19 protein-coding genes and 1 riboswitch are annotated in these 23,795 nt (G+C 48.6%); of the genes, 5 read left to right on the top strand and 14 right to left on the bottom strand.

Going from position 1 to position 23,795, the window contains the following annotated elements:
* Window positions 1-321: 321 nt before the first annotated feature.
* Window positions 322-2,343 carry a threonine--tRNA ligase gene (gene thrS, locus AC1VYS_RS07360; RefSeq protein WP_482913658.1) on the top strand — a complete coding sequence of 674 codons (2,022 nt, stop codon included), beginning with the start codon at window positions 322-324 and terminating at the stop codon, window positions 2,341-2,343.
* A gap of 33 nt (window positions 2,344-2,376) precedes the next feature.
* On the opposite strand, the gene AC1VYS_RS07355 is transcribed toward thrS, so the two are convergent.
* A complete protein-coding gene (locus AC1VYS_RS07355) occupies window positions 2,377-3,240 on the bottom strand; it encodes an SDR family oxidoreductase (RefSeq protein ID WP_482913657.1) in 864 nt (287 codons plus the stop codon).
* A 202-nt stretch (window positions 3,241-3,442) separates the two neighbouring features.
* Here AC1VYS_RS07355 and AC1VYS_RS07350 point away from each other — a divergent pair, with 202 nt between their 5' ends.
* Both AC1VYS_RS07350 and AC1VYS_RS07345 read left to right on the top strand, forming a co-directional pair.
* On the top strand, window positions 3,443-3,991 hold the full coding sequence (locus tag AC1VYS_RS07350; protein WP_482913656.1) for a hypothetical protein: 549 nt from the start codon (window positions 3,443-3,445) through the stop codon (window positions 3,989-3,991).
* 195 nt (window positions 3,992-4,186) lie between these two features.
* On the top strand, window positions 4,187-4,921 hold the full coding sequence (locus tag AC1VYS_RS07345) for an MBL fold metallo-hydrolase (protein ID WP_482913655.1): 735 nt from the start codon (window positions 4,187-4,189) through the stop codon (window positions 4,919-4,921).
* A gap of 863 nt (window positions 4,922-5,784) precedes the next feature.
* Here AC1VYS_RS07345 and AC1VYS_RS07340 read toward each other — a convergent pair.
* The gene (locus AC1VYS_RS07340; RefSeq protein WP_482913654.1) at window positions 5,785-6,993 is read right to left on the bottom strand and encodes a PQQ-dependent sugar dehydrogenase; all 1,209 of its coding nucleotides are present in this window, start codon (window positions 6,991-6,993) and stop codon (window positions 5,785-5,787) included.
* Window positions 6,994-7,485: 492 nt separating this feature from the next.
* On the opposite strand from AC1VYS_RS07340, the gene AC1VYS_RS07335 reads away from it, so the two are divergent.
* On the top strand, window positions 7,486-8,574 hold the full coding sequence (locus AC1VYS_RS07335; RefSeq protein WP_482913653.1) for a M24 family metallopeptidase: 1,089 nt from the start codon (window positions 7,486-7,488) through the stop codon (window positions 8,572-8,574).
* Between the two features lie 348 nt (window positions 8,575-8,922).
* Here AC1VYS_RS07335 and AC1VYS_RS07330 read toward each other — a convergent pair whose 3' ends face one another.
* From AC1VYS_RS07330 to AC1VYS_RS07320, 3 genes are all read right to left on the bottom strand, one after another.
* Window positions 8,923-9,276 (bottom strand): hypothetical protein, encoded by a 354-nt coding sequence (locus tag AC1VYS_RS07330; protein WP_482913652.1) that lies wholly within the window; start codon window positions 9,274-9,276, stop codon window positions 8,923-8,925.
* Window positions 9,277-9,389: 113 nt separating this feature from the next.
* A complete protein-coding gene (locus AC1VYS_RS07325) occupies window positions 9,390-10,073 on the bottom strand; it encodes a queuosine precursor transporter (RefSeq protein WP_482913651.1) in 684 nt (227 codons plus the stop codon).
* A gap of 384 nt (window positions 10,074-10,457) precedes the next feature.
* Complete coding sequence (locus AC1VYS_RS07320; protein WP_482913650.1) at window positions 10,458-11,855, bottom strand: L-cystine transporter; 1,398 nt, start codon at window positions 11,853-11,855, stop codon at window positions 10,458-10,460.
* A 349-nt stretch (window positions 11,856-12,204) separates the two neighbouring features.
* Here AC1VYS_RS07320 and AC1VYS_RS07315 point away from each other — a divergent pair, with 349 nt between their 5' ends.
* Window positions 12,205-13,905, top strand: coding sequence for a methyl-accepting chemotaxis protein (locus AC1VYS_RS07315; RefSeq protein WP_482913649.1), 1,701 nt, complete (start codon window positions 12,205-12,207; stop codon window positions 13,903-13,905).
* A gap of 234 nt (window positions 13,906-14,139) precedes the next feature.
* On the opposite strand, the gene AC1VYS_RS07310 is transcribed toward AC1VYS_RS07315, so the two are convergent.
* From AC1VYS_RS07310 to cbiB, 9 genes are all read right to left on the bottom strand, one after another.
* On the bottom strand, window positions 14,140-15,684 hold the full coding sequence (locus AC1VYS_RS07310) for a cobyric acid synthase (protein WP_482914940.1): 1,545 nt from the start codon (window positions 15,682-15,684) through the stop codon (window positions 14,140-14,142).
* Window positions 15,685-15,798: 114 nt separating this feature from the next.
* Window positions 15,799-16,698: an adenosylcobinamide-GDP ribazoletransferase gene (gene cobS / locus AC1VYS_RS07305; protein WP_482913648.1), complete on the bottom strand. Its 900-nt coding sequence runs from the start codon at window positions 16,696-16,698 to the stop codon at window positions 15,799-15,801.
* Window positions 16,695-17,255 (bottom strand): bifunctional adenosylcobinamide kinase/adenosylcobinamide-phosphate guanylyltransferase, encoded by a 561-nt coding sequence (gene cobU, locus AC1VYS_RS07300; protein ID WP_482913647.1) that lies wholly within the window; start codon window positions 17,253-17,255, stop codon window positions 16,695-16,697. Before cobU ends, cobS begins: the two co-directional genes overlap by 4 nt.
* On the bottom strand, window positions 17,252-18,388 hold the full coding sequence (cobT, locus tag AC1VYS_RS07295) for a nicotinate-nucleotide--dimethylbenzimidazole phosphoribosyltransferase (RefSeq protein WP_482913646.1): 1,137 nt from the start codon (window positions 18,386-18,388) through the stop codon (window positions 17,252-17,254). Before cobT ends, cobU begins: the two co-directional genes overlap by 4 nt.
* A 46-nt stretch (window positions 18,389-18,434) precedes the next feature.
* Window positions 18,435-19,247 carry an ABC transporter ATP-binding protein gene (locus AC1VYS_RS07290; protein WP_482913645.1) on the bottom strand — a complete coding sequence of 271 codons (813 nt, stop codon included), beginning with the start codon at window positions 19,245-19,247 and terminating at the stop codon, window positions 18,435-18,437.
* Window positions 19,244-20,290: a FecCD family ABC transporter permease gene (locus tag AC1VYS_RS07285; protein WP_482913644.1), complete on the bottom strand. Its 1,047-nt coding sequence runs from the start codon at window positions 20,288-20,290 to the stop codon at window positions 19,244-19,246. Before AC1VYS_RS07285 ends, AC1VYS_RS07290 begins: the two co-directional genes overlap by 4 nt.
* On the bottom strand, window positions 20,287-21,282 hold the full coding sequence (locus AC1VYS_RS07280; RefSeq protein WP_482913643.1) for an ABC transporter substrate-binding protein: 996 nt from the start codon (window positions 21,280-21,282) through the stop codon (window positions 20,287-20,289). The genes AC1VYS_RS07285 and AC1VYS_RS07280 overlap by 4 nt, the downstream gene beginning before the upstream one ends.
* A gap of 371 nt (window positions 21,283-21,653) precedes the next feature.
* Window positions 21,654-21,802, bottom strand: a riboswitch (adenosylcobalamin (AdoCbl) riboswitch).
* Between the two features lie 186 nt (window positions 21,803-21,988).
* Window positions 21,989-22,795 carry a histidine phosphatase family protein gene (locus AC1VYS_RS07275; RefSeq protein WP_482913642.1) on the bottom strand — a complete coding sequence of 269 codons (807 nt, stop codon included), beginning with the start codon at window positions 22,793-22,795 and terminating at the stop codon, window positions 21,989-21,991.
* Window positions 22,789-23,766 (bottom strand): adenosylcobinamide-phosphate synthase CbiB, encoded by a 978-nt coding sequence (cbiB, locus tag AC1VYS_RS07270; RefSeq protein WP_482914939.1) that lies wholly within the window; start codon window positions 23,764-23,766, stop codon window positions 22,789-22,791. Before cbiB ends, AC1VYS_RS07275 begins: the two co-directional genes overlap by 7 nt.
* Window positions 23,767-23,795 lie beyond the last annotated feature (29 nt).

Raw genomic sequence — 23,795 nt, 5'->3', positions numbered from 1 at the left:
AGCGAACGGATCCAAGTTACCCCTCTGTAGCCGTGGTCTCGAACCTCCGACAATGTACAGATATTGCGCAGATTATGTCAATTGATTATTCCAATCAATGATTTCGCAAGATCGTTACATGTACGGTCAGTAGAGCTCACCGCCTAATCCCCGTTAACGGATTCCAATGAGGGTTATGATGATTCTGTTTGCGGCGGCTGGCCGAGAGCAGAATGCAACATAACCAAATTAGGGTGGAACCACGAGCCAAGCGCACTCGTCCCTTCTCCGGGACGGGTGTTTTTTGCGCTTCCATCACAAATATATTGGAGAGTGGTTCACATGAGTCAAGAGAAAAAACCGGATTATGAAAACGAGCATTTATTGCATTTATCCTCGGATGATCAGCACACAGCAGCATCTGAATCGTTAGCAGCGGAATCATCGCTTGAAAAGATTGAAGTCCGGTTGCAAGGCGGTGCTGTACGTAGTTACAAAGCAGGCATCACTGTAGCCGAAGTTGCCTCTTCGATCAGCACAAGTCTTGGCAAACAGGCGATCGGCGGGATCGTGAATGGCCAGAATGTCGATCTGAGCGCAAGGCTGGAGCGTAACTGCGAACTCATCATTGTTACGCTGGATAGCGAGGAAGGTCTGCACCGATATCGTCACAGCACAGCACATGTGCTTGCACAGGCACTGAAACGGTTGTATGGCGCAGACCACGTGAAGCTGGGCATCGGCCCAGTGATTGAAGATGGATTCTACTATGATGTCGATCTGGAGCAGTCCATTTCCATCGGTGATCTTGAAACAATTGAGCGGGAAATGAACAAGATTATTCAGGAAAATTTGCCAATCCGCCGTAAGGTAGTTAGCCGGTCACAAGCTTTGGAGCTATTCGAAGCAAGCGATGATCCATACAAACTCGAGCTTATCCGTGATCTACCAGAAGATGCCGAACTTTCGATTTATGAGCAGGGTGAGTTTTTCGACTTGTGTCGTGGCCCACATCTTCCGTCCACTGGACGGATCAAAGCGTTTAAACTGCTGAATGTCGCTGGCGCCTACTGGCGGGGAAACTCGGACAATAAAATGATGCAACGCATCTATGGCACTGCTTTTCCAAATAAAACACAGCTGCAAGAACATCTTCACATGCTGGAAGAAGCCAAAAAGCGGGATCACCGCAAGCTTGGCAAAGAACTGGAGCTATTTATGTTCTCTGAAGAAGCCCCTGGCATGCCCTTCTATCTATCCAAAGGCATGACAGTTCGTACAGAGCTGGAGCAATTTTCACGGGAACTGCAATTGCAGGAAGGGTACCAGGAGGTTCGCACTCCGCTAATGATGAACAACCGCCTGTGGGAACAATCGGGTCACTGGGAGCACTACAAGGACAACATGTACTTTGCGGACGTGGACGATGCTACATTTGCCTTGAAACCGATGAACTGCCCGGGACATATGCTGATTTTCAAAAATACACTGCATTCCTATCGCGAATTGCCGATTCGCATGATGGAATTCGGTCAGGTTCACCGGCATGAATTCTCAGGAGCCCTGAATGGCATGATGCGGGTACGGACATTCTGTCAGGACGATGCCCATCTCTATGTGATGCCTGAACAGATTGAAGACGAGATTAATCGGGCAATCTCTCTGATTGGACAGATGTACGACATTTTCGGTTTTGATTATAAAATCGAGCTGTCCACGCGCCCCGAAGATTCCATGGGCTCGGAAGAATTATGGGATCAGGCGGAACAGGCGTTACGCAATGTGTTAGACGCCCGCGGTGTGGAATATCGCATTAACGAAGGCGACGGCGCCTTTTACGGGCCGAAGATCGACTTTCACATTCTTGATGCGCTGAAGCGAAGCTGGCAGTGCGGAACAATCCAGCTGGATTTTCAAATGCCGGAAAAATTCGACCTCACTTACATCGGCGAGGATGGCCTGAAACACCGTCCAGTTGTCATTCACCGAGCAATCTATGGCTCCATTGACCGCTTTATTGGCATTCTGACAGAACATTATGCAGGCGCATTTCCGCTCTGGCTGGCTCCTGTACAGGTGAAGCTGATCCCCGTATCGGATCATTATGCGAACTATGCACTTGAGGTGCAGAGCCAGCTACGGGCAGCAGGTATCCGAGTGGAAACAGATCTGCGCAGCGAGAAGCTTGGTTACAAGATTCGTGAAGCCCAGATGGAAAAAGTCCCTTATTCGCTCGTGCTTGGTGAACAAGAGAAAAATGCCTCATCCGCCTCTGTCCGTGCTTACGGCGAGGGAGATCAAGGCATTCAACCTATCGATGCTTTTATCGAGATGATCCAGCAGGCTGTGAAGAGTAAAATTTAATGGATACAGCATGAATGAACTACGCATAACAATTTATAGCCGTTCATCTGGTTGCAAACCAACTTGTTCTTCGCTCCATGTCCATAACTGCTGGGCGGCCGCATCATCCAAAGCATGCTCTTTCAAGCGCTGCTCCTTCTGTTGATAGAAATACCGCCCAGTCACCCCAGTGACATCCGAACTTGTTGCCAAGTAGATCGCTGTCCGGGCCCCTTCCTCTGGCGTCAGGAAAAACGGTAGCTTGGCAGCAAGTGCCATGATGCGAGTTCCAAATCCGGTGTTGCGGTCCACTCCGATGCTGGTTCCTACCGCACCTGGATGTAAACAATTCGCGGTAACGGAAGTTCCTGCGAGCTTACGGGCAAGGGTACGAGTGAAAAATACGTTTGCCAGTTTGGACTGAGCGTAACTTTTGATCGGATTATAGCCTTTGCGCAAATGTGGATCATCAAAATGAATTTTCCCGGCTTTGTACGCTCCAGACGACACGTTTACAATTCGGCCCTGTTTAGCCGCTTTCAGTGGTTCAATCAGGAGCAACGTGAGCAGGAAGTGTCCCAGATGATTGATGCCCATGCTTTGCTCGAAACCTTCTGACGTTTCTTTGCGTTTAACCATCACCACACCCGCATTATTCACTAGTGCGTCCAAGTGATCATAGCGCTCACGATATTGTCTTGCAAACTGACGTATGCTATCCAGCGACCCGAGATCACACAACATCAGCTCGATCTCGGAAGAGCCAGATTGTTGCAAAGCTTGTTGAAGCGCCTCTTGTCCTCTCTTTTCACTACGGCAGGCCATAATGACGTGATATCCTTGTTTTGCAAGTTCAATGGTGGTGGCCAGTCCCATACCGGAGTTGGCTCCTGTAACGATTGCTGTCTGAATGGACATGGTGTCCTTCCCTTCTGAACCGTGGGTTCCGTGAATTATTTTAACTAGGGCATGTAGAATATGCTTTCTTCAGCCTTTTCAGACACACCCTAAAAGCGCTAAGGCATTATGTTCCAGAATATGAGATAATACAGTGATCACCTAACATCATGATCAGATCATGTTCCATTCACATCTCGGTACCCATGGGAGGACAAGTCGTATGCTAACCCAAGAGGATTTCAAACATGTCAAGAAGCTCGCCAAGCTTGAGATTAAATTGCTCGAACAGGAATATCGCGACATTCTGAACCATGACGATTCCTCTTTATATGAAGAATACGAATGGCTGGATGAAGAACATTCATACGAGCTTACCCGCAAACGCAAAAACCGGAGATACGCTTCGCTAACCATGGAGTTATGCTCCGTCCTGGAACAGATGTTATTACAGCTCTACAAACGCACGTACCAGAAAAAGTTTAATTCGACCCAGCTCATGAAAACTCCTGCCTATCGGGCACGCTCCAACATGGAGATGCTGGAGGCTGAACTGGGCAAGCAGCATATTGTTTTGAAGTCTGGCAAAGAATCATGCAGCACAGCGCTTCATCAGGCTTTCCAGACAAGGAACAGATTGATTCACGAGAACTTCTCGTTCGTAGCCATTGTTAAAGATGGCAGCAATGAAGAGGATACGTTTGAAACGATTTTACATGCGGTGAAAAAATATAGAAAACATCTGAACTATGAACGTCCAGATTCAGAATAAAGAGTAAGTAATTACTTGCGCGTTGCATGATGCAGAATGGGTAAATGGAACAAGCTACAAGGTACAAGGTACAAGGTACAAGGTACAAGGTACAAGGTACAAGGTACAAGGTACAAGGTACAAGGTAAGTTTACTGTCCATTATTAAAAATACAACCATATAAGGAGGTGCTCCGGACACATATCCGGATATTTTATGAGCCAACCTATACCATCTATCACGGTGCTGACACTTAACATTCCAACACCTTCGGGCAATAGCCCCATACATCCAGTGCTGCTTCATGACGAAGACGGGTACACACTGGTAGACACAGGCATGATTGGCCAGTTTGCCGAACTACAATCCGCTCTCGAAGAGTTGAACGTCCCTTTATCCGACATCAAGCGTGTAATTATTACCCATCAGGACATCGACCATATTGGCAATCTGGGCGCTCTCCTGGATGCTATTCAAGGGCTTGAGGTATGGGCTCACGCGGATGAAATCCCGTATCTGACGGGTGCAAAACCTTTGATCAAATTCACACCTGAACGCCGCGCTATGCTGCCCGCCCCTGTGCTCGCTTTGGCAGATCAGCTTCTGATGCAGCTACCTGAGATTAACATCGATAGAACACTCGCGGACGGTGACATTCTCCCGCTTCAAGGCGGAATACAGGTCATCCATACCCCCGGGCATACACCAGGTCATCTGTGCCTCTATTTTGGTGAGCAACAGTTCCTGCTTGCTGCTGATGAACTTCGCGTCGTTGACGATGAACTGGTCGGCCCAGCACCGCCAGCCACTCCGGACATGCCGGAAGCACTGCGCAGTTTGAAGAAACTGACGAGTTTGACGGTGGATAAAGTCCTCTGCTACCATGGCGGAGAATATACACAACAGCCTGAGAAACGCATCGCGGAGCTCGCCGAGAAGTCGGAATCTTAGAGTTTTCATGTAATTATCGGGTATTCGGCACGTTGAAACCTAAGCGTCACACTATTGCGTCTTCACACTTTACAGGTTTACATAGACTTTATGGCGTGACGCGTTTATCGCTGCATTTCCTGTAATTCAAAAGCTGTCCTGCGCCTTCATACTGGCATGGACAGCTTTTTCTGAATTTCAACGTATGGACTCAGCCAGTTCTGGCAGAGTCATATCGAGCGAGGATAGCCCTCTCCTTACCCGATGCTACGTATATGCTTTCATATGCCTTCATGCACCTCCATGCACCTTCATACGTCTTCATGCACCTCCATGCACCTTCCATTCAGTTCGCCTGAATTCTAACGATCACCAGAAGCCTTATTTAGCCTGATTCGCTGCCTTTAATTTTCTAACGATCACCAGAAACCTTATTTACTCGAATTACTGATAATTTCGCCCCATTATGCACATTTTCGATGAAATAGCGTCTCTGGAGATCGTTAGAATTCTCATACCCTCAAAAACCTCGAAATAAGCTCTCCTGTGATCGTTAGAATAAAAGGTGGAGCCAGTTAACCAACGTTACGCCAAATCATATCACTTCAATCCACCCAACTACTCTCTTCTTATGACGCTTGCGACGCTTGCGACCGTTGTGACTTTTGTGACCTTATGACTCCTGTGGCCCTTATGACTCCTGTGGCCCTTATGACCTCTTTTAACTCTTTCGACCATTGTGACTCTTGTAACTCCTTAACATCCTAACTCCAAATTAGCCACATCTTTCTCCATTCCCCTCTTACTTCCACTCTCCATTTCTCCATTCATCCATTCTTCCATCCATCCACCCAACTAATCCAACCAATCCAGCCTAATAACTGCTACCCTTCTGGGGTAAGCACAATCAGTTTGTCATCCCCGTCACGCGGCGAGCCTCGTCCATCACGATTGTTGGTCAGCACATACAGTTGACCGTCTTCACCGGCACTAACATTACGTATACGTCCCCACTCATCTTCGAAAAAAGGTACCACCTGCTCGACCTTCGTACCGTCTTCGGACAATACAACTCGCAGCAACTGCTGGCCTCTCAGATTCGCAGCCACCAATGACCCCGTCCATGGGCCTTCTGTGATGAAGGCTACACCCGAAGGCGCCCAGGTATCATTCCCGCTATGCGCTAGCGGAGCCTGATAATTTCCGTTATCATCATCGTCGCCCTCCACTTCGGGCCAGCCGTAATTTTCTCCGGCAACAATCCGGTTAATCTCGTCATGGTTGCGCTGACCGTGCTCGGTCGCATAGAGATACCCGTTATCCGGGTTCCATGCCAGCCCTTGAGCGTTTCGATGTCCCATCGTGTATACAGGGGAATTCGGCCAAGGGTTATCTGAAGGGATCGATCCATCGAGACCTATACGCAGTATTTTTCCACCAAGGCTATCCTGGTTCTGTGCCAGTTCCGGTTCATAACGCTCTCCTGTGGTGATATACAATAGCTGATCCGGGCCGATTTTGATTCGTCCGCCGTTATGGTTCACACCGCCTGGAATGCCCGTCAGCAACTCTTTGTCAATCACCGCTTTCCCACCCGTGACTTTCAAGCGCAACACACGATTCGCAATATCCTGTCCGTCCAGATACGAGTGGTACACATACAAATAACCGTTGCTCTCGAAGTTCGGATCCGCCTCCAGCCCAAGCAACCCACCTTCGCCTTCTTCATTAAAAGGTGCTTTGAATTCGATCAGCGGCTCGGCCTCCAGCTTTCCATCCGTAATGACTCGAATGACTCCCGGCCGCTCCGTCACAAACATCCGTCCATCTGCAACCGTCACGATCTCCCAAGGTACATTCAGTCCCTCCACCAGTACAGAAGCCTGATATGGCACTACTGCACTTTCCTGCTCCTCACTCTTTCCAGTATGCTTCTCATTATTGCCTCCGGTTGCCGCCTGACCTTGACCTGCTCCCTCTCCTTGAGACGACTGTTGCGAACTTGGATTCGGATTGCCGGGTCCGCACGATGTGGTTAACAGAGCCATGCTAAGCAAAGAGGCATACAGCGGCACAGTTAATCGATTGTTCATGACGAATTAAAATCCCCTTTCCGTTTGATTTCATAGGCGTGAGTCTGTGTTCCGATTCTATATTTATCTATATAAGTTGAACTAAAGATTTTACACGGCCCACTCCGATGACAGAATAACCTTCCAATCGCTGTTATCCCCAGATTTTTTCGATTCCCTTTTCCAAAGGGGAAAATCCGGTGATAAAGGCGAACGCTCCGCTTTTTCAGGTTTTTTCTGTCCTCTCCGTTATTGTGTAAAAGAATAGTTCAACTTATCTAGTATATCTATGTCTCTTACTCCACCTGACGCACAAACTGTAAAGCGGTTTCGCCCTGTATTACCCTTGCCACTCTTCGCCTAAACGGTAAAACCACGCATTCCTTGGCTCATAAGCCACTGCCAGTTTAGAATTCTTTCAACATCTTCTATAATAGAAAGAAGAGACGCTAAAATGTTAAAAAAAACGATGTATTTCAAAGAGCGTACATAGGAAAGGTGGACATATCTATCATGAATCAAACTCCTTTATCAAGGCTGGAAGCCGATCTGTCCGGGCAAGGGCTAGATGCTATGCTGATTACAGATCCCAAACATATTTATTATCTGACCGGGTACGCAAGCAATCCGCATGAACGTTTTATGGGCCTGATGCTGGCACGGGGTGAAGACCCTCTATTGATCGTACCTGCTCTGGACGCCGATGCTGCAGCAGCCGCTTCGTCGGTATCCAACATTGCTACACATTCGGACACGGATAATCCTTATGCGTTATTTGATCGATATCAGGGACGTCTAAGCCGTATAGGTTTGGAAAAAGAATACGTCACCGTCTCTCGTTATGAACAGTTAAACTCCGCACTCGGCGGTGCAAATTTTGAAGATATTGGTTCGTTGCTGCGCGCGCTGCGTGTGAACAAAACGCCGGATGAAGTCGCTCGCATTCGCCATGCGATCTATTTAATTGAAGAAACGCTGCGCCAAGGTCTCACCCATGTACGTGCAGGTGTTACAGAAATTGAGCTGGTTGCCGAGATGGAATATCAGATGAAGAAACTCGGTGCGGACGGCCCTTCCTTTGATACCATGGTACTCACCGGGCCCAAAACCGGGCTACCGCATGGTACACCTGGGGATCGCAAGCTGCAACATGGGGATCTGCTTATGTTTGATATGGGTGTGTACGCTGGTGGATATGCATCGGACATTACGCGTACTTTTGCATTTGGGGACATTTCACCGGAACTTCAAACTATTTATAATACCGTACTCGCTGCCAACCAAGCCGCAATACAGGTAGTTAAGCCGGGCATTACCTGCGCAGCGGTTGACTATGCAGCTCGTCAGGTGACGATTGATGCCGGATACGGCGAGCGTTTTATGCACCGCGTTGGGCATGGACTCGGTATTGATGTGCACGAGTATCCTTCCCTGCATGGAGAGAACATGGATCTGCTTCAAGCCGGAACCGTGTTTACCATTGAACCAGGTATTTACACCGCGGCCGGCGGTGTGCGTATCGAAGACGATGTACTGGTAACCGAGACAGGTGTAGAAGTGCTTACCACGTATCCAAAAGAACTGCAAATCCTGACAGACTAAATCGCTTGGGATCTATGCTACAGCAGATGATGCACGCTGATATTCAGTCGAAGGCATTCACATATACTGAGCAAAGATGGACTGAGCTGTATTTTCAAATATCGCAGAACATACGCGTACACAAAAACAATGAACGCCAAAAAATCCCGCATGCCACATGGTCATGGTTTGCGGGATCTTTTATTGCTTGTTTCACATATGCTTGTTTCATATATTACACGTTACTCAATCACATATGGTGTAATCTTGACCTTGTAGATCATACGCCTAACGTGAAATACATGCGATCCGTACATACTACATCATTGCTCATGGTTACATTATTTCATTTCTCATGCTCACTATCCGTTAATCCATTTCATGAGTTATATCCTGCCAGTCCTCCAGCTTTGGAAGCTCCTGTTTCCCCCAGTAATCCAAAAACCACTGAATCACCTTCGTTGTATCTGCCGTGGTGTAGCTGTAATGCCGGAATCCGCTTTCCCCTTCCTGCAAACGGGTTTCTACCACCATGTGCCCCGGTTCCTCAAGCGAAGCTGCCTGCAAATACAGGCTTCCCTCTACCAGCTCTGACGGTTGCAGAACTACAAAATCATGCAATTCCAGATCCGTAATCAAATCTACAAATACCGAGGCATTAAGACTTTCATTCTCGTAAGTTGTGCCATTGCTCTCCAGTTTATAACGCAGTGCGGAATACATCCGTAATCCCCCTTTTATTCTCTATATAAATTATCCCCCTGCGGAGTCCAAATTGCAACTGGCTACGCAGGGGGATGTTAATGGTTAATCCTTGATTAATCCAATTTAAGTCATTACGCCTCATCATTAAACTTAAAGTTACGTGCGGCATACAGAAAGGGCGTTCCAACCGCAGTCAACACAAACTTGATCAGATATGTCGTCAGGAAAATTTCCAGCCACACATCCCATGGATAGATGAATACAAACGCGATTGTACAGAAGACGAGCGTATCCACGAAAGAACTGATAATCGAGCTGCCGTTTGTGCGAATCCACAGCTGATTACGTCCCGGTGCAATTTTACGCAGCCAACTGAACAACCGGACATCGAGAAACTGACTGATAAAATACGCGGACAGACTGCCGAGCGCCAGACGTGGCAACAGACCAAACAATGTTTTCATCGAATCCTGAGCAAAATCCGTCGGTGCCGCTTTAAATAATAACACCATCTGCATCAGAACCGTGGTCATAATCAGCGTAAAAAATCCAAACCACACCGCTTTCCGCGCCTCTTCCGCCCCATACTTCTCATTGAGAAGGTCACTGGTCAGATACATGCTGACATACATCGTGTTCCCCAGCGTCAGGACGATCCCCATAATATCTATCGTTTTGGTCACCTGAATGTTGGCAATCACTGTGGCTACACCAATCCAGGCATACAAGCCTTTTTTGCCAAACAAGCGATAACACAAAAGAAAAAATCCATACGTCACGAGAACGAATACCGCTCCCCAAACCAAATTAAACATGAACTCACACACTGCCTTCCTAGTTTTGATTACGCGGGATGGTTACGAACCGCGGTTTGGCGCAGCGCCAAAACATGAATACTCTATCACATTTCCGCCCCCTTGAACAGCACTAAATCCCTCCAGCATGGCATAACACCGTTAAGCCAACACATTTATCCTCAATCGCTCTGTACCCGCCATCACCCCGATCCCCCTATTTTATTGAAAAAAAACTCCCACCATCCATGCCTATCCTGCACATTCTCGTGTAATCTCACACGCAAAAGCCGCCCTCCGGAATGTCTCCGAAGGACGGCCTAGCATCAACCTCTATTGCAGATCGCTCTGCGCACTCTGCATCACCAAGCACATAAGCTGCGCGGCAAAAAGCTACGCTCCAGCTTACACATGAGCCGGGGAATCCAGTTGACGGCTTTGATCGTTAAACGTATCCCGATCGTTTTCTTTCAAAATTTTGCTTGTCAGCAGTCCGGATGTCATGGAACCATTCACGTTAAGCGCTGTACGACCCATGTCGATCAGCGGCTCAACCGAGATGAGCAATCCAACCAAAGCCACTGGCAGGTTCATTGTGGACAGCACGATCAGGGATGCGAAGGTTGCCCCGCCGCCGACGCCAGCCACACCAAACGAACTGATCATGACCACGAGGATCAACGTTACGATGAAATCCCAGCTCAGCGGGTCGATTCCCACCGTCGGAGCAATCATCACCGCCAGCATGGCCGGATAGATCCCGGCGCAGCCGTTTTGCCCAATTGTCGCACCAAAGCTTGCAGCCAAGTTCGCTATCCCGTCCGATACCCCCAACTTTTTCGTTTGAGTCTCCACATTCAGCGGAATGGCTGCTGCGCTTGAACGGGATGTAAAGGCAAATACCAGCGTTGGCAGTACCTTTTTCAAATACGTAACCGGGTTAAATCCGGACAGGGTGATGATAATCAGGTGAATGATAAACATGACCGCAAGTGCCACGTAAGACGCAATGACGAATTTAATGAGCTTCAAGATCTCTTCCGCATTGGTTGTGGCCGTCACCTTCGTAATAAGTGCAAGAATCCCGTAAGGCGTAAGCCTCAGCACCAGCGTCACAATCCGCATCACAACCGCGTAGACGGCATTCACCATACCGCGGAATGTTTCCGCCTGCTGCGGTTTTTTACGATCCAGTCCCAGTACAGCAACTCCGATAAAGGCTGAGAAAATAACAACAGCGAGTGTAGACGTACGGCGTTCACCTGTCATATCCGCAAATGGATTGGAAGGAATGAACTCGAGCACCTGCTGTGGAATGGTTTGATCCTTCACATCAGCCAAACGTTCCTCCACCTTCTGGATTTGAGCGGTTTCCCGATCTCCTCCTTGAATCTCAATGGAAGTCAGGTTGAAACCGAGACTTGTAACAATACTAACCCCTGCAGCAATGGCTGTCGTGATCAGTAGAATCGCAATAATTGAAAAACTCATTTTACCGAGGTTTTGTTTCCCCTTCAGATTCATGATTGCCGAGATAATCGACACCATGATGAGTGGAATCACGACCATTTGTAACAGACGAACATATCCTGAACCGACCAGATTGAACCAATCGACTGATTTTACAATGACATCGGAACCCGATGTGTAGATCAGTTGCAGTATGACACCATACACAACCCCCATACCGAGACCCGCAAATACACGCTTTGTAAACGAAATATGTTTCTTCTGCATCCAGTAGAGGACACCCAGCAGCGCCAGCATGACCACTACATTCACAATGATTTGAAATGTATTCATTACCTTAGTTCCTCCTCAGACATGTATAACCGGCTTGAACCGATTTTTTCTATTTATATGCTACCTTCAAGTGCGACAATGAACAATATAACACATATCAAACTATTCTGGTAGGTATTAATTGATATTATGTAATAAGCATGTTATAGATTCATGAATCATGAAAATATTTATGCAGTTTTATGAAAATTTTGCTATTCAACCCGCGGTTAATTTTGTAAAATGGGTATATCCGCTTATTCGAGAGTTTCGCAAAACTAAAAAATAGGTCTTTCTTCGTTAGTAAAAAAGGCCATAGAGAACGGAATAAGGGACAATGTTATTGAAGATGACGTGAAAGGGTGATTCTATGTTTCGCAAACGCACCGTTGCTGGCAAGATCAGGGGTACGTTATTCCTAGTGTTGTTGGTCGCCTCCCTGTTGTTCAGTATCAGTTTTTATGCCGTATCCATGAATATTATTCAAAGTTACGTGCTACCTCAGTTCGACAAAGTTCTGAATACGTCCATTCAGGATATTTACAAAAATACATCTTCATCCAAGATTTTGCAGATCCAAAGCGGCGGAGCAGGCGCTGAAGGTGCTGCCATGACGGTAGGTTCCTACCTGGCAGATCAATCCAAAGAACACAGTCTGGATGCTGCATACGTCATTGCTATACAGGATGGTAAAGCGAGCGTTGTTGTAGCTAGCATCAACTCCAAATTTAAAACCGGGGACTCGATTGAAGTAGAACCGTCCATGGTGGAAGCAACCGAGAAGAAGCAAGCAGTCATCAGCCCGGTCTTCTCTGATTCATACGGTGTACATAAAGCAGCTTTTATGCCGATTGCCGGAAGTAACATGCTCATGGCTGTCAGCATGGATGCCAAGTTTATTCAGGATAAAATTGCTCAAATTTTCTGGCTGTGCCTTGGTATTACAGCATTGGTATTTGTCCTTGGCTGGCTCATTTCAACAAGTATGATTAAAAGAGTCACGAAACCGATCGTTAAACTTGTAGAGCATAGTAAACGAATCTCTCAAGGTGATCTTACCGCCGAGTTGCAGATCAAAGGCAAGGATGAGATCGCGCAACTGGCCTTCAGCTTCCAGACAATGACACATAATCTCAAAGAGATGATTAGCCGCGCCCTGTCTACCTCTAATGAAGTCGTAGTGGGTTCCAATGACTTGCTCGAACGTGTGCAATCCATGTCCGGTATGGTCAAGAACTCCAGCCATGCTGCTGAAGAAGCAGGTAAAGGTAGCGTCAGTATCGCTTCCAGTGCATCCGAGAACGCAAGAGCGATGGAAGAGATTACACAAGGTATTATGCATATCGCGACTTCTGCTGCCGAAGTATCCGACCAGATCAATGAAGCTGCAACAGAGGCGCTTAACGGCAATCAGCTTGCACAGAATGCGGTGGAACAGATGGAACGTGTCGGACAGACGGCTAGCGAATCACTGCGTTACATTGAAACGATGAATGAACGTTCGGTAGCCATCGGTACAATCGTCACTTCCATTTTTGAAATTACGAAACAGATTAACATGCTGTCCCTTAACGCTTCCATTGAAGCTGCCCGTGCTGGTGAACACGGACGTGGGTTCGCCGTTGTCGCCGGAGAAGTCCGCAAGCTCGCGGAACAATCCAAGACGGCAACAGAAGAAATTGCCGATTATCTCGGTACCATCCGCGAAGATGCCGAACGCTCTGTAAGTGCGATGAACCGGGTGACGCAAGAGATCGGTTCCGGCAGCGCCGTTGTTCAGCAAGCAGGCTCAGCCTTCCAGCAGCTGAATGAATTGATCCAGAATGTGAATCTCACAATCCAGACGGTCTCTTCGTCTACACAACAAGTTTCTGCGGGTGCAGAAGAAGTCAGCGCTTCGGTCGAAGAGACGGCACAGATTACATCCAAGTCCCGTGAGAGCATGGAACGGATTGCAGATACCGCAGAGATGCAACTCAGCGAGATGGACTCTCATTCGAGCACGGTACGCCATCTGCATGAACAAGCTGTCGAGCTGCAAACAGCGATGAAGAAGTTTAAAATCGACTAATGATTGATTAAGGCTCAATCGAATCATCCATCAATGATGATCAAATATCTATAACCCTGCATTTGCTATATTAAACAACTTGAATCCTCGAATAAGCAAACACCCCCATAATAGCAATTTCGTTCAAATGAACGGGTTGCCCATCATGGGGGTGTTTGTTTTGCCTATGACTCACTCATACTAATTTTGCAGAAAATCTACTTTAATCATTATCGTATGAAGTCTGCTAATCCATTATTCAGGCTGTCTCATACCTGTAATCTCATACACTCGCTTCATATCCAGTGATGAGCGGAGTGACGCAGCCACCCGATCAAATTCCATTTCCTTACGCTCCTGAACGCTGTAGGTTTCCTCCAGCGGTGCAAGTCCTTTGGTCTCGCGCAGACCATTTAACCAGGAACGCCGGAATTGGTCGCTTTCAAACAGACCATGGAGATAAGTCCCCCACACTTTACCGTCTGTCGTCCCCCAACCTTCCAGAAAAGCCGGTCCACCAGCATGAGCAATTTCAAATAAGGCGGTTACCTGTTCAGGTTCGTGACATTCCGTTACCCCCATATGAATTTCATAACCGTTAACTGGTACTACGAAAGACTCAGCATGTTTTCCCCCATGCAGCCGGATCGGATGTTTAGACTGTACGCTCCCGGAGGCCCTGACCGTCTGTTTATGCTGGAGGAACGTTGTCGATAACGGCAGTCTGCCAAGCCCTGTGGCTTCTTGGGCCTGATTTGCCTCAACAGCATGTGGATCAAACAAATGTTGCCCCAGCATCTGATACCCACCACATATACCCACAAGCTGCACATGCTCATGTTTGATATGATTTGTAATTCTTTGTTCCAATCCGGATTCTCGCAGGAATAACAGATCACCGATGGTATCCTTCGTACCTGGCAAAATAATGGCATCTGGACTACCCAATTCCTCCGGTGAAGTCACGTAACGCACATTCACATCCGGTTCGCGGGATAATGCATCAAAATCCGTGAAGTTAGAGATTCGGGGATAACGGATTACGGCGATATCCAGTTCCGTATGTTCCTTTTTGCCATGCCGCAGGGAATCCAGGACCACCGAATCTTCCGCTTCAATCTGAATATCTCTTATGTATGGCAGCACACCAAGGACAGGTATTCCAGTCCGTTCTTCAAGCCAGTCTAACCCTGGCTGCAGCAGAGAGAGATCTCCTCTGAACTTATTGATAATAAACCCTTTTACACGGGCTTTCTCATGTGACTCTAGCAGTTCGAGCGTACCCACAATCGAAGCAAACACACCGCCGCGGTCAATGTCCGAGATCAGAATCACCGGTGCATCGGCCCAGCCCGCCAGATTCATGTTCACAATATCCCGATCTTTCAGATTAATTTCCGCCGGACTGCCTGCACCCTCCATTAGTATGATGTCGTAAGTGTCGCGCAGCCGATTTAAAGCATCCATTACAGTCTGCTTCGCTTCAGGTAAGAAATGCTGACGGTAATCCGCTGCGCTCATCTGGGCAAAAGGTACACCATGTACCACAATCTGTGAATGCATATCTCGCACAGGTTTAATTAGAATCGGATTCATATCGGTCGTTGCCTCAATGCCGCATGCTTCAGCCTGCGCCCCCTGGGCCCGGCCAATCTCCTTACCGTCTTCCGTGACATAGGAATTCAGCGCCATATTCTGTGACTTGAACGGGGCGGGCTTAAAGCCATCTTGCTTGAAAACCCGGCATAGTGCCGTTGTAATGACACTTTTGCCTACGTCAGAAGCCGTGCCTTGCAGCATGAGTACAGCCGCTGGTTGTTTTACCTGATCTTCCACCTTCCTCACTCCTGTCTTTCGTGCAATTCGCTTACTGCGTAACGAAACTATCACACGAGAATTCCCAACAGCCTATCTCTACAACCAAAACAGCCCTTGAAGCACGCTTAATAACATCAATAAAGCCGCCTCCAACAGTTCGTTCATGGCACCATATGTATCTCCAGTTAGACCTCCAAGCCGTGAACTGATCCGCGCAGCGACTAATCGCCCGATAAAATAACAAGCCAAAGGAAGTATGATCACTGCCGTTACAGGATACAACCACCACGGCAGTGATCCAAACCCGCTGACCATAACATCGGCGATCGCTGTATCTGGTTTAAACAGCCACACGGCCACTATGGTAATGAACCCTAGAATCAACGTAAGTCCAATTGCAGCACGACGTGCCCGCTGAACCTCTTTTCTCTCACCAAGACCTTTGAATAAAACGGCAAGTCCATCATCCCCGCGTGGATTCGGCCAAGCTGACATGGCATAGACCATAAACCATCGGCTCCAGATCATGGGTAGAATGAGCAGCGCACCATACACCCAGTTCCCCCGAGCAACGAAGTCTGCGATCAGCGCGGCTTTCATCATAAGCAATAGCACACAGGCAATGACACCCATGGCTCCCACGCGGCTGTCCTTCATAATCTCCAGCATTCGCTCACGGTTGCGATAACTGAGCAGGCCATCCGCTGTATCCATCCATCCGTCGAGATGTAGTCCCCCGGTTAGCCAGACCCACACGGTCAAAGTAAGAACTGCCGCCGGAAAAGCCGGAAGCAAGGCACCGCTCATCGCGCCGACAAGCCAGACGAATAGACCGATTGCAGCGCCGACGAGTGGATAATACACCACACTTTCGCGTAGTAATGGCGGCACAAAATCAAGCTGCATCTTCACAGGAAAACGGGAAAGAAATTGAAAGGCCGCTGCAGCCGCATGTTTCCGCTGCGGAACGACCGCACCCGCTAGGTCATCCTTCATAAGCGATACTCCTTGCTTTTTAATTCAACCGCAATACCGACTGTCACAAGAAAAACTTCACGACAGATCGCCGCAATACGCTGATTGAGCACGCCAGCCAGGTCACGATAAACCCGGCCAAGTTTATATTCCGGCACAATGCCATCCCCTACTTCATTGGTAACCAGCACAAGCAAGCCGGGGTATGTTCTTACCGCTTCCACCAGTGCATCCAGATGACCTTGTAACACATGGCTTTCGTCATGCTCATGGGCTAACAAAACATTGGTCAGCCAAAGCGTCAGGCAATCCACCAGAATCGTCGGTGCGGAAGTCCCGCTATGTCCTTCACCCATTCGGTTGATCAGGGCAGGCAAATCCAGCGGCTCCTCCATCGTGCGCCAGAGGTAACCCGAGTCCTCGCGCTGCTTCTGGTGCAACGCAATGCGTTCACGCATCTCGTCGTCATATGCCTGAGCTGTTGCGACATACCAAGCTTCTGAGGAACGCTGCATGCAGAGACGCTCGGCAAATGAACTTTTACCACTACGTGCCCCGCCAGTAACCAATACACTCATCGGGAGCCATCCCCTTGCACAGGCGACGACGCCGAAATAGCAGTACTCGGATCGGCATCCAAAATCTGATTCGTTCCATCAGAGACACCCGCACTTGCAAAAGTAGCCATCTCATTTAAAATCAGACACGCCGCATCAATCAGATGCAGACTGAGCACTCCGCCTGTTCCCTCACCCAGACGCATGTCCAGATCCAGCATTGGTTTCAAATCAAGCTCACGCAGCAGAGATGCATGTCCATTTTCATGTGAAGTATGGGAAGCAATCATATAAGCTACGGTCAAGGGAGCCAATTTTCTCGCGATCAGCGCTGCGGCTGTAGAGATGAAACCATCGACAACAACCGGACAGCGATGGGCCGCAGCAGCAATAATAACGCCGGTGAGTCCGGCGATCTCAAGTCCGCCCACCTTGCATAGCACATCCAGCGCATCTTCGGGGTCAGGTTTGTTAACGCTCAAAGCCTGACTGATAACAGCAGCCTTGCGAAGCACACCTGCATCATCCAAACCTGTTCCTCGCCCTACAGCAGCCGCGGGCGCAACACCGGTGAGCGCACTCATCACTGCAGCACTTGCCGTGGTATTCCCGATTCCCATCTCTCCGGTGACAAACAGCCGTGTTCCTTTTGCCACTTCTGATGTAACCACGTCCACGCCTACTAAAATAGCCTGAATGGCCTCATCCCGAGTCATCGCTGCGCCTTGGGCCATGTTGGCAGTACCTTTACGAATGTTGCGAGAGAGCAAGCCTGCATGTTCAAGGTCAGCATTCACACCGATATCAACACAAATCACTTCTGCTCTGGCATGACGAGCGAGGACATTGACTGCAGCACCTCCAGCCAGAAAATTCATGACCATCTGTGGCGTAACTTCGGCTGGAAATGCACTTATGCCTTCTGCCACTACGCCGTGATCCGCAGCCATTACGATCACAGCCCTGCGATCAAAACGCGGACGTGCCTGCCCTGTCATCCCTGCCAATCGAATCACAAGGTCTTCCAATTTGCCGAGACTACCCGGTGGCTTTGTGAGTATATCCACATGAGCAGACGTTTCCGCAGCAATGGTTGGGTCAGGAGCAACAATCTTATTTAATACTTGCTCCAACTTCTGTTCTTCTGTCTTCATTCAACCAGCACTTCCTTCATCAAAATAGAGGCTCTCTTCCTCTCGTTTAATCCATGTCCCGCCGCAGCAACAGTTGAGGAACAGCATGATCCGGATGGGATACCATCGCAGGTTTAACGCGAAAGATCTCTTGAATCTGCTCTCCCGTCATCAAGCTGTGAGGTGTCCCTTCTCCGACTACCTTACCTTCCCGTAAAGCCATAATACGATTACAGAACAATGCAGCCAAATTAAGATCATGTAGCACTGCTACAATCGTAATGTTGCTCTTCTTTTGCCATGCAGCTAATAATTCCATAAATTGCAACTGATATTTAATATCGAGAAACGTTGTTGGTTCATCCAGTAGAAGCAGACGCGGTTCCTGTGCCATCACCTTGGCCAGGGCTACTCGTTGCCGTTGTCCACCGCTTAGGGAATCCAGCGGTCGGTCTGCAAGTTCCGTGAGTCCCAATTCTTCAAGCACCCTGTCCACCACATGGGCTCCCTCTCCCGATTCACGACCTAGCCAGTTTTGGTAAGGGTAACGTCCCATCTCGACGACATCCCGAACAGGATAGGAGATCGCGGGCAAGCCATCCTGCTGCAAAACCGCGATCATCCGAGACAGATCCTTACGGCTGTAAGATCCGATATCACGACCAGCAATGCGGATCTGGCCTTCACTTAACGATTCCGTTCCTGCTATAAGCTGGAGTAGTGTGGACTTGCCGCTTCCATTGGGGCCAACGACACCCCACCAATCTCCTTCTGTGATCTGCCAATCTGTAGGATGAAGGGCATGATGATCACCGTATGTTTTGCCCGCCTGGACAACAGATACTAGAGCAGCGGCGGCATAATCTTTCTCGGCACTCACGGCATCATCCCTTTCCTCAGCTTTTTATTCCGATGCAACAGGTAAGCGAAGAACGGCGCACCGACAAAAGCAGTCACGACACCTAGCGGTATCTCAGTCGGTGCCAGCAAGGAGCGAGCTATGGTGTCTGCCCATACCATAAAAATCGCACCACCAATCGCAGACAAAGGTATCAGCAAGCGATAATCCGGCCCCACCAGCAAGCGTAAAATATGCGGAATAACCAAACCAACAAATCCGATGACTCCCGAAACCGAAACAGCTCCTGCCGTTAGCAATGTGCCTACAGCCAGCACAGATAACTTGAGCCTGTCCACACCAACACCGATATGGGCTGCCTGACGTTCACCCAGTGCCAAGACATTCAGCGAACGCGCCCGGCTCCATAGAAAAATTAGTCCAAGCAGAAAATACGGGAAAAGGATGGTCGTATACGACCACCCGCGTAGTGCCAGACTTCCCATCGTCCAGTATATAATTTCATTGATTGTCTGCTTCGACATGGTCGATAGGAAGGAAACGACCGCCCCCAAGAAACTTTGCATGACCACACCTGCCAGAATGAGGCTGTGTGTTGGTATTTTCCGCCCTTCACGAGCCAGAGACAGCACAAACCATAACGTGACTACACCAGTCAAAAAAGCAACCAGCGGCAGTGTCCAAATACCAATTATAGCGTACTGCAAACCAAAGAATATCAGGAATGCCGCCCCCACCGAAGCACCAGAGGAAACCCCCAGTGTGAATGGATCAGCCAGAGGATTGCGTAGCACACCTTGAAAGCCCGCCCCTGCAATTGCTAGTGAAGCACCTACGAGCATCGCAAGTAAGACACGCGGGAAGCGCACTTTCCAGATAATCTGTTCGGCAGCCTTGCTCCAATCAGGTGTAATCCAGTCGCCCACCCATGGCATTTTGTGAAGGAGAATACCAACGATGTCCCGGATGGGCAATGCCACTGAACCGATGCCCGTGCAGATGAGCACGGTAAGCACCAGCAGCGCCATGCCCATCGTTCCGAACAGGATCAGCTTTCTGCTCATTTGAACAGGTCAGGATAGATCGCTTTGGCAACATCTTTCAACCCTTGAGTTATACGTGGGCCCGGACGGCTGAGCAAGTTGGCATCCAGTCCAATCACAGCATTGTTTTTCATCGCCGTAATTTGATCCCAGCCGCTACGTGCTTTGATAATCTGATCCAGCGTTTTGGAATTTTCGTCGACAACATCATTTGTATACAGAATGACATCCGGGTTGGAGGCAATAACATTTTCTTCGTTAATCTGATACCAGCCCTCTTTGTCGGCAGCAACATTAATGCCCCCGGCTACGTTGATCAGTTCGTTCATGAACTCACCTTTACCTACCGTCCAGCCTGGGGAGAACTCGATGTATACTTTTTTCTTATCTTCCGGTTTTACGGCTTTTACCGCTTCGGTTACATCTGTTACATCCTGCTTCATCTGTGTAATCAGCTTCTGTGCCTGCTCTTGATGATCGGTAATTTTACCGAAGGTTTCGATATTGTTCATCACATCGTCGATGGATTTAGGATCCGTTTTGAAAATGGTAATACCCAGATCACGCAGCTTTTTCACTGCATCCTCGCTCAATGAAATCCCTCCGAATACGATATCCGCATCTGCTGCAATAACGGATTCTTCATTCGGCTTGTTAATACCGCCCATTTTTGCTTTTGTTGTTGCCGCTTCCGGGTAATCGTCATAATCGGATACGCCAATAATCTCATTATCCAGTCCGAGGGCAAACAGCGACTCCGTTTCAGCTGGAGATACCGAGACGATTTTGGTTGGTGCTTTTTCAAAAGTGAAAGACTCACCCGTTGCATCTGTAACGGTCAGTGGGTATTGAGTTTTCAGATCCGCTTGCGTTTGTTCCTGAGATTGCTCCTGTGCAGGTTGCTGTGAATTACCCGCTCCTTCTTTTGTTGCGGCATTACCGCATCCAGCCAGCGCCAGTGCCAGCATTGCTGCGCTCAACAGTGATGTGAGTGCTTTCCAGTTCTTAATCATTGATTTAAACTCCCCTTCTCTATCTGTACTATTGTTGTTGCTTTTGTTGTATACACGTGGCCACTCCGATTGCAGTACCATTTTCCGATCGCTGTTACCCCCAGATTTTTTTGATTCCCTTATTTAAAGGAAAATCCGGTGATAAGCATATGCTTTCGATGTAGCTTTCTTTCAGAAAGCTTTCAGGCGAGCACTTCGTTTCTCCAAATTGGTTCTGCACTCTCCGTCATACGTGTATAAAATGACTCCACTACATCGTGTGCAATAAGAAAAATCCCTTATCCTTAAACAAGGAATAGGGATCACGTCTCGCATACGGCTATCTGTACATGTGCAGCAAGGTAGCTGTTCATGCGCACAGAAATAGCCCGAAACGTTGTCCTTTCCTCGAAGGAACATCGGCTTGTACGTCCAGGGCTGGTAATCTGACTTACAGGATGACTCCTGTTTCACAGTGGCGGGACCGTGCCGGATTTGCACCAGCTTCCCCATTTTACCCTTGTGCGTATCATGGCTTGTCCTTGTTCATCATGAACATTGGCTTAGCACGCGGGACCCTTGGTCGTTAAAGATGATTAATTCAGATCAAACATAGTCGCAGTGCTCTTCGCACGAATCACGTCAGTTCAGGCCTCTCAGCCTATCACACCAAATATGTCCGTCCGAGTCACACTTCTGTTGTGATTATAGGGTATATTGCACCACCTTACAACCCGAAGAACGGAAAATCCACTTGTCTGCCACGCCAGTTTTCTCCCTGTTTTTCCATATGAACCTGAATGGCTTGTCCGGGGATTACATGTGTATCCCAGAACCCTAAACCAGGGATGAGCCTGGATAACATATAACGGATGACTCCGCCATGGGTCACAATAAGTGTCCTGTGTGAATTATTGTATGACATTGTATCTGAAGTCTCCCGGGAAGTTTTTTCTGATGCTTCAGGAGTAGACTTACCCACCTCATTTAGAGGTAGCGAAACAGGTGCTTCGAACCAAATATGATCATGCAGAAAAGAATCGATCCGTCCCGTAAATGCTTGCCAATCTTCTCCATCAGGCGGTGTAACTTCCTGTGGATGATCGATCCAGTTTCGATACAACGGATTATTCTTCAGTTGCTCGTATGTCAGACCCTCCCATAGCCCAAAATCATTCTCCCTCAGGCGCGGATCAAAACTCGCCTGTTCAATCATCTGCGGTGTAATGTGTGCCAGCGTCTGTCGACAACGAAGCAGGTCACTGCAATATACCGTGTCCCATCTAAGGTTGTGACACTGCTTACGCAGCGAAGCCAGCTCTTCTTGTGCAGCAGGCAACAGACCCATGTCGGTATGCCCCAGATATTTTTTTTCCACATTCCACAATGTTGTCCCATGACGGATCAGTACAATGCTTCGCTTCGCCGCAGACTGCTTAGATCTATGCTGCTCTAATTCACGTTGCTCTGGTCCATTCTGTTCTGATTCACAATAGTTTGATTCAGCTTGCTCCTGCCCTTCTTTAATTACCACAACAGCATCCCCCCTACTAAAAACACTCCCAAGGATGCTAAGAAACAAAGGCCCACAAAAGCGCCCGCTGACCAGAACATCAACCGGGTCGTTCGCACAATATCCTCCGCCTCCATCGGCCGTGTAGCCTCACCCATATAAGCGCGAAATGAAGCTACGCCGTGATACACGTTATGCCCGCCGAGCCTGATGCCTAGCGCTCCAGCGACTGCCGACTCGGGAAAACCGCTATTCGGACTGGGATGTAACCTCGCATCCCGGGCAACCATACGCGCTGCACCTTTGGCATCCAGTTTTAGCACCCATGCGCCTACAATTAACAGCAGAGCGGTCAAGCGAGCGGGAATCCAGTTCGCCCAATCATCCAGCCGAGCGGAGGCCCAGCCGAGATGCAGATATTTATCATTTTTATATCCAACCATGGAATCAAGCGTATTAACGGCTCGGTAGGCCATGGCAAGCGGAGCACCGCCAATGAGCGCATAAAATAGTGGCGACACAATGGCATCCACAATATTTTCCGCCACCGTCTCCACCGTTCCCCGAACGACCTCAGGCTCGTCCAGATGTGCCGTATCCCGTCCAACAATCATACCGAGTGAACGCCGTGCAGCAGGCCAGTCCTGCTGTTTCAAGTGGCGGTAAACTTCCACGCCTGCATCACGCAGACCTTTGGAAGCAATCGTTGTGGCAATCAGAACAACTTCGGCTACAGCCGCTAAGATCGGATGAATCAGACCCAGCAGAATGAGAAGCCCCCAAGTAACAGCAAAAGAACCTCCTGCAATCAAGATCGGGAATAAAATTCCGGCTCTTTTCAGACCTGCATCGGTGCTCACACGTGCCCGAATAACACGCTCCAGTGCCGAGATGCCTTTCCCCATACCGATAACGGGATGCGGAATCCAGCGCGGGTCTCCGATGCATCGGTCTAATATGTATGCAAGAATAATGATCCAAGCTCCAGACATGCTGATCCAGAACGACGATGTCCATAGAT

The sequence above is a fragment of the Paenibacillus sp. G34 genome (assembly GCF_056856875.1).
This window is presented reverse-complemented; position numbering and strand designations above follow the sequence as displayed.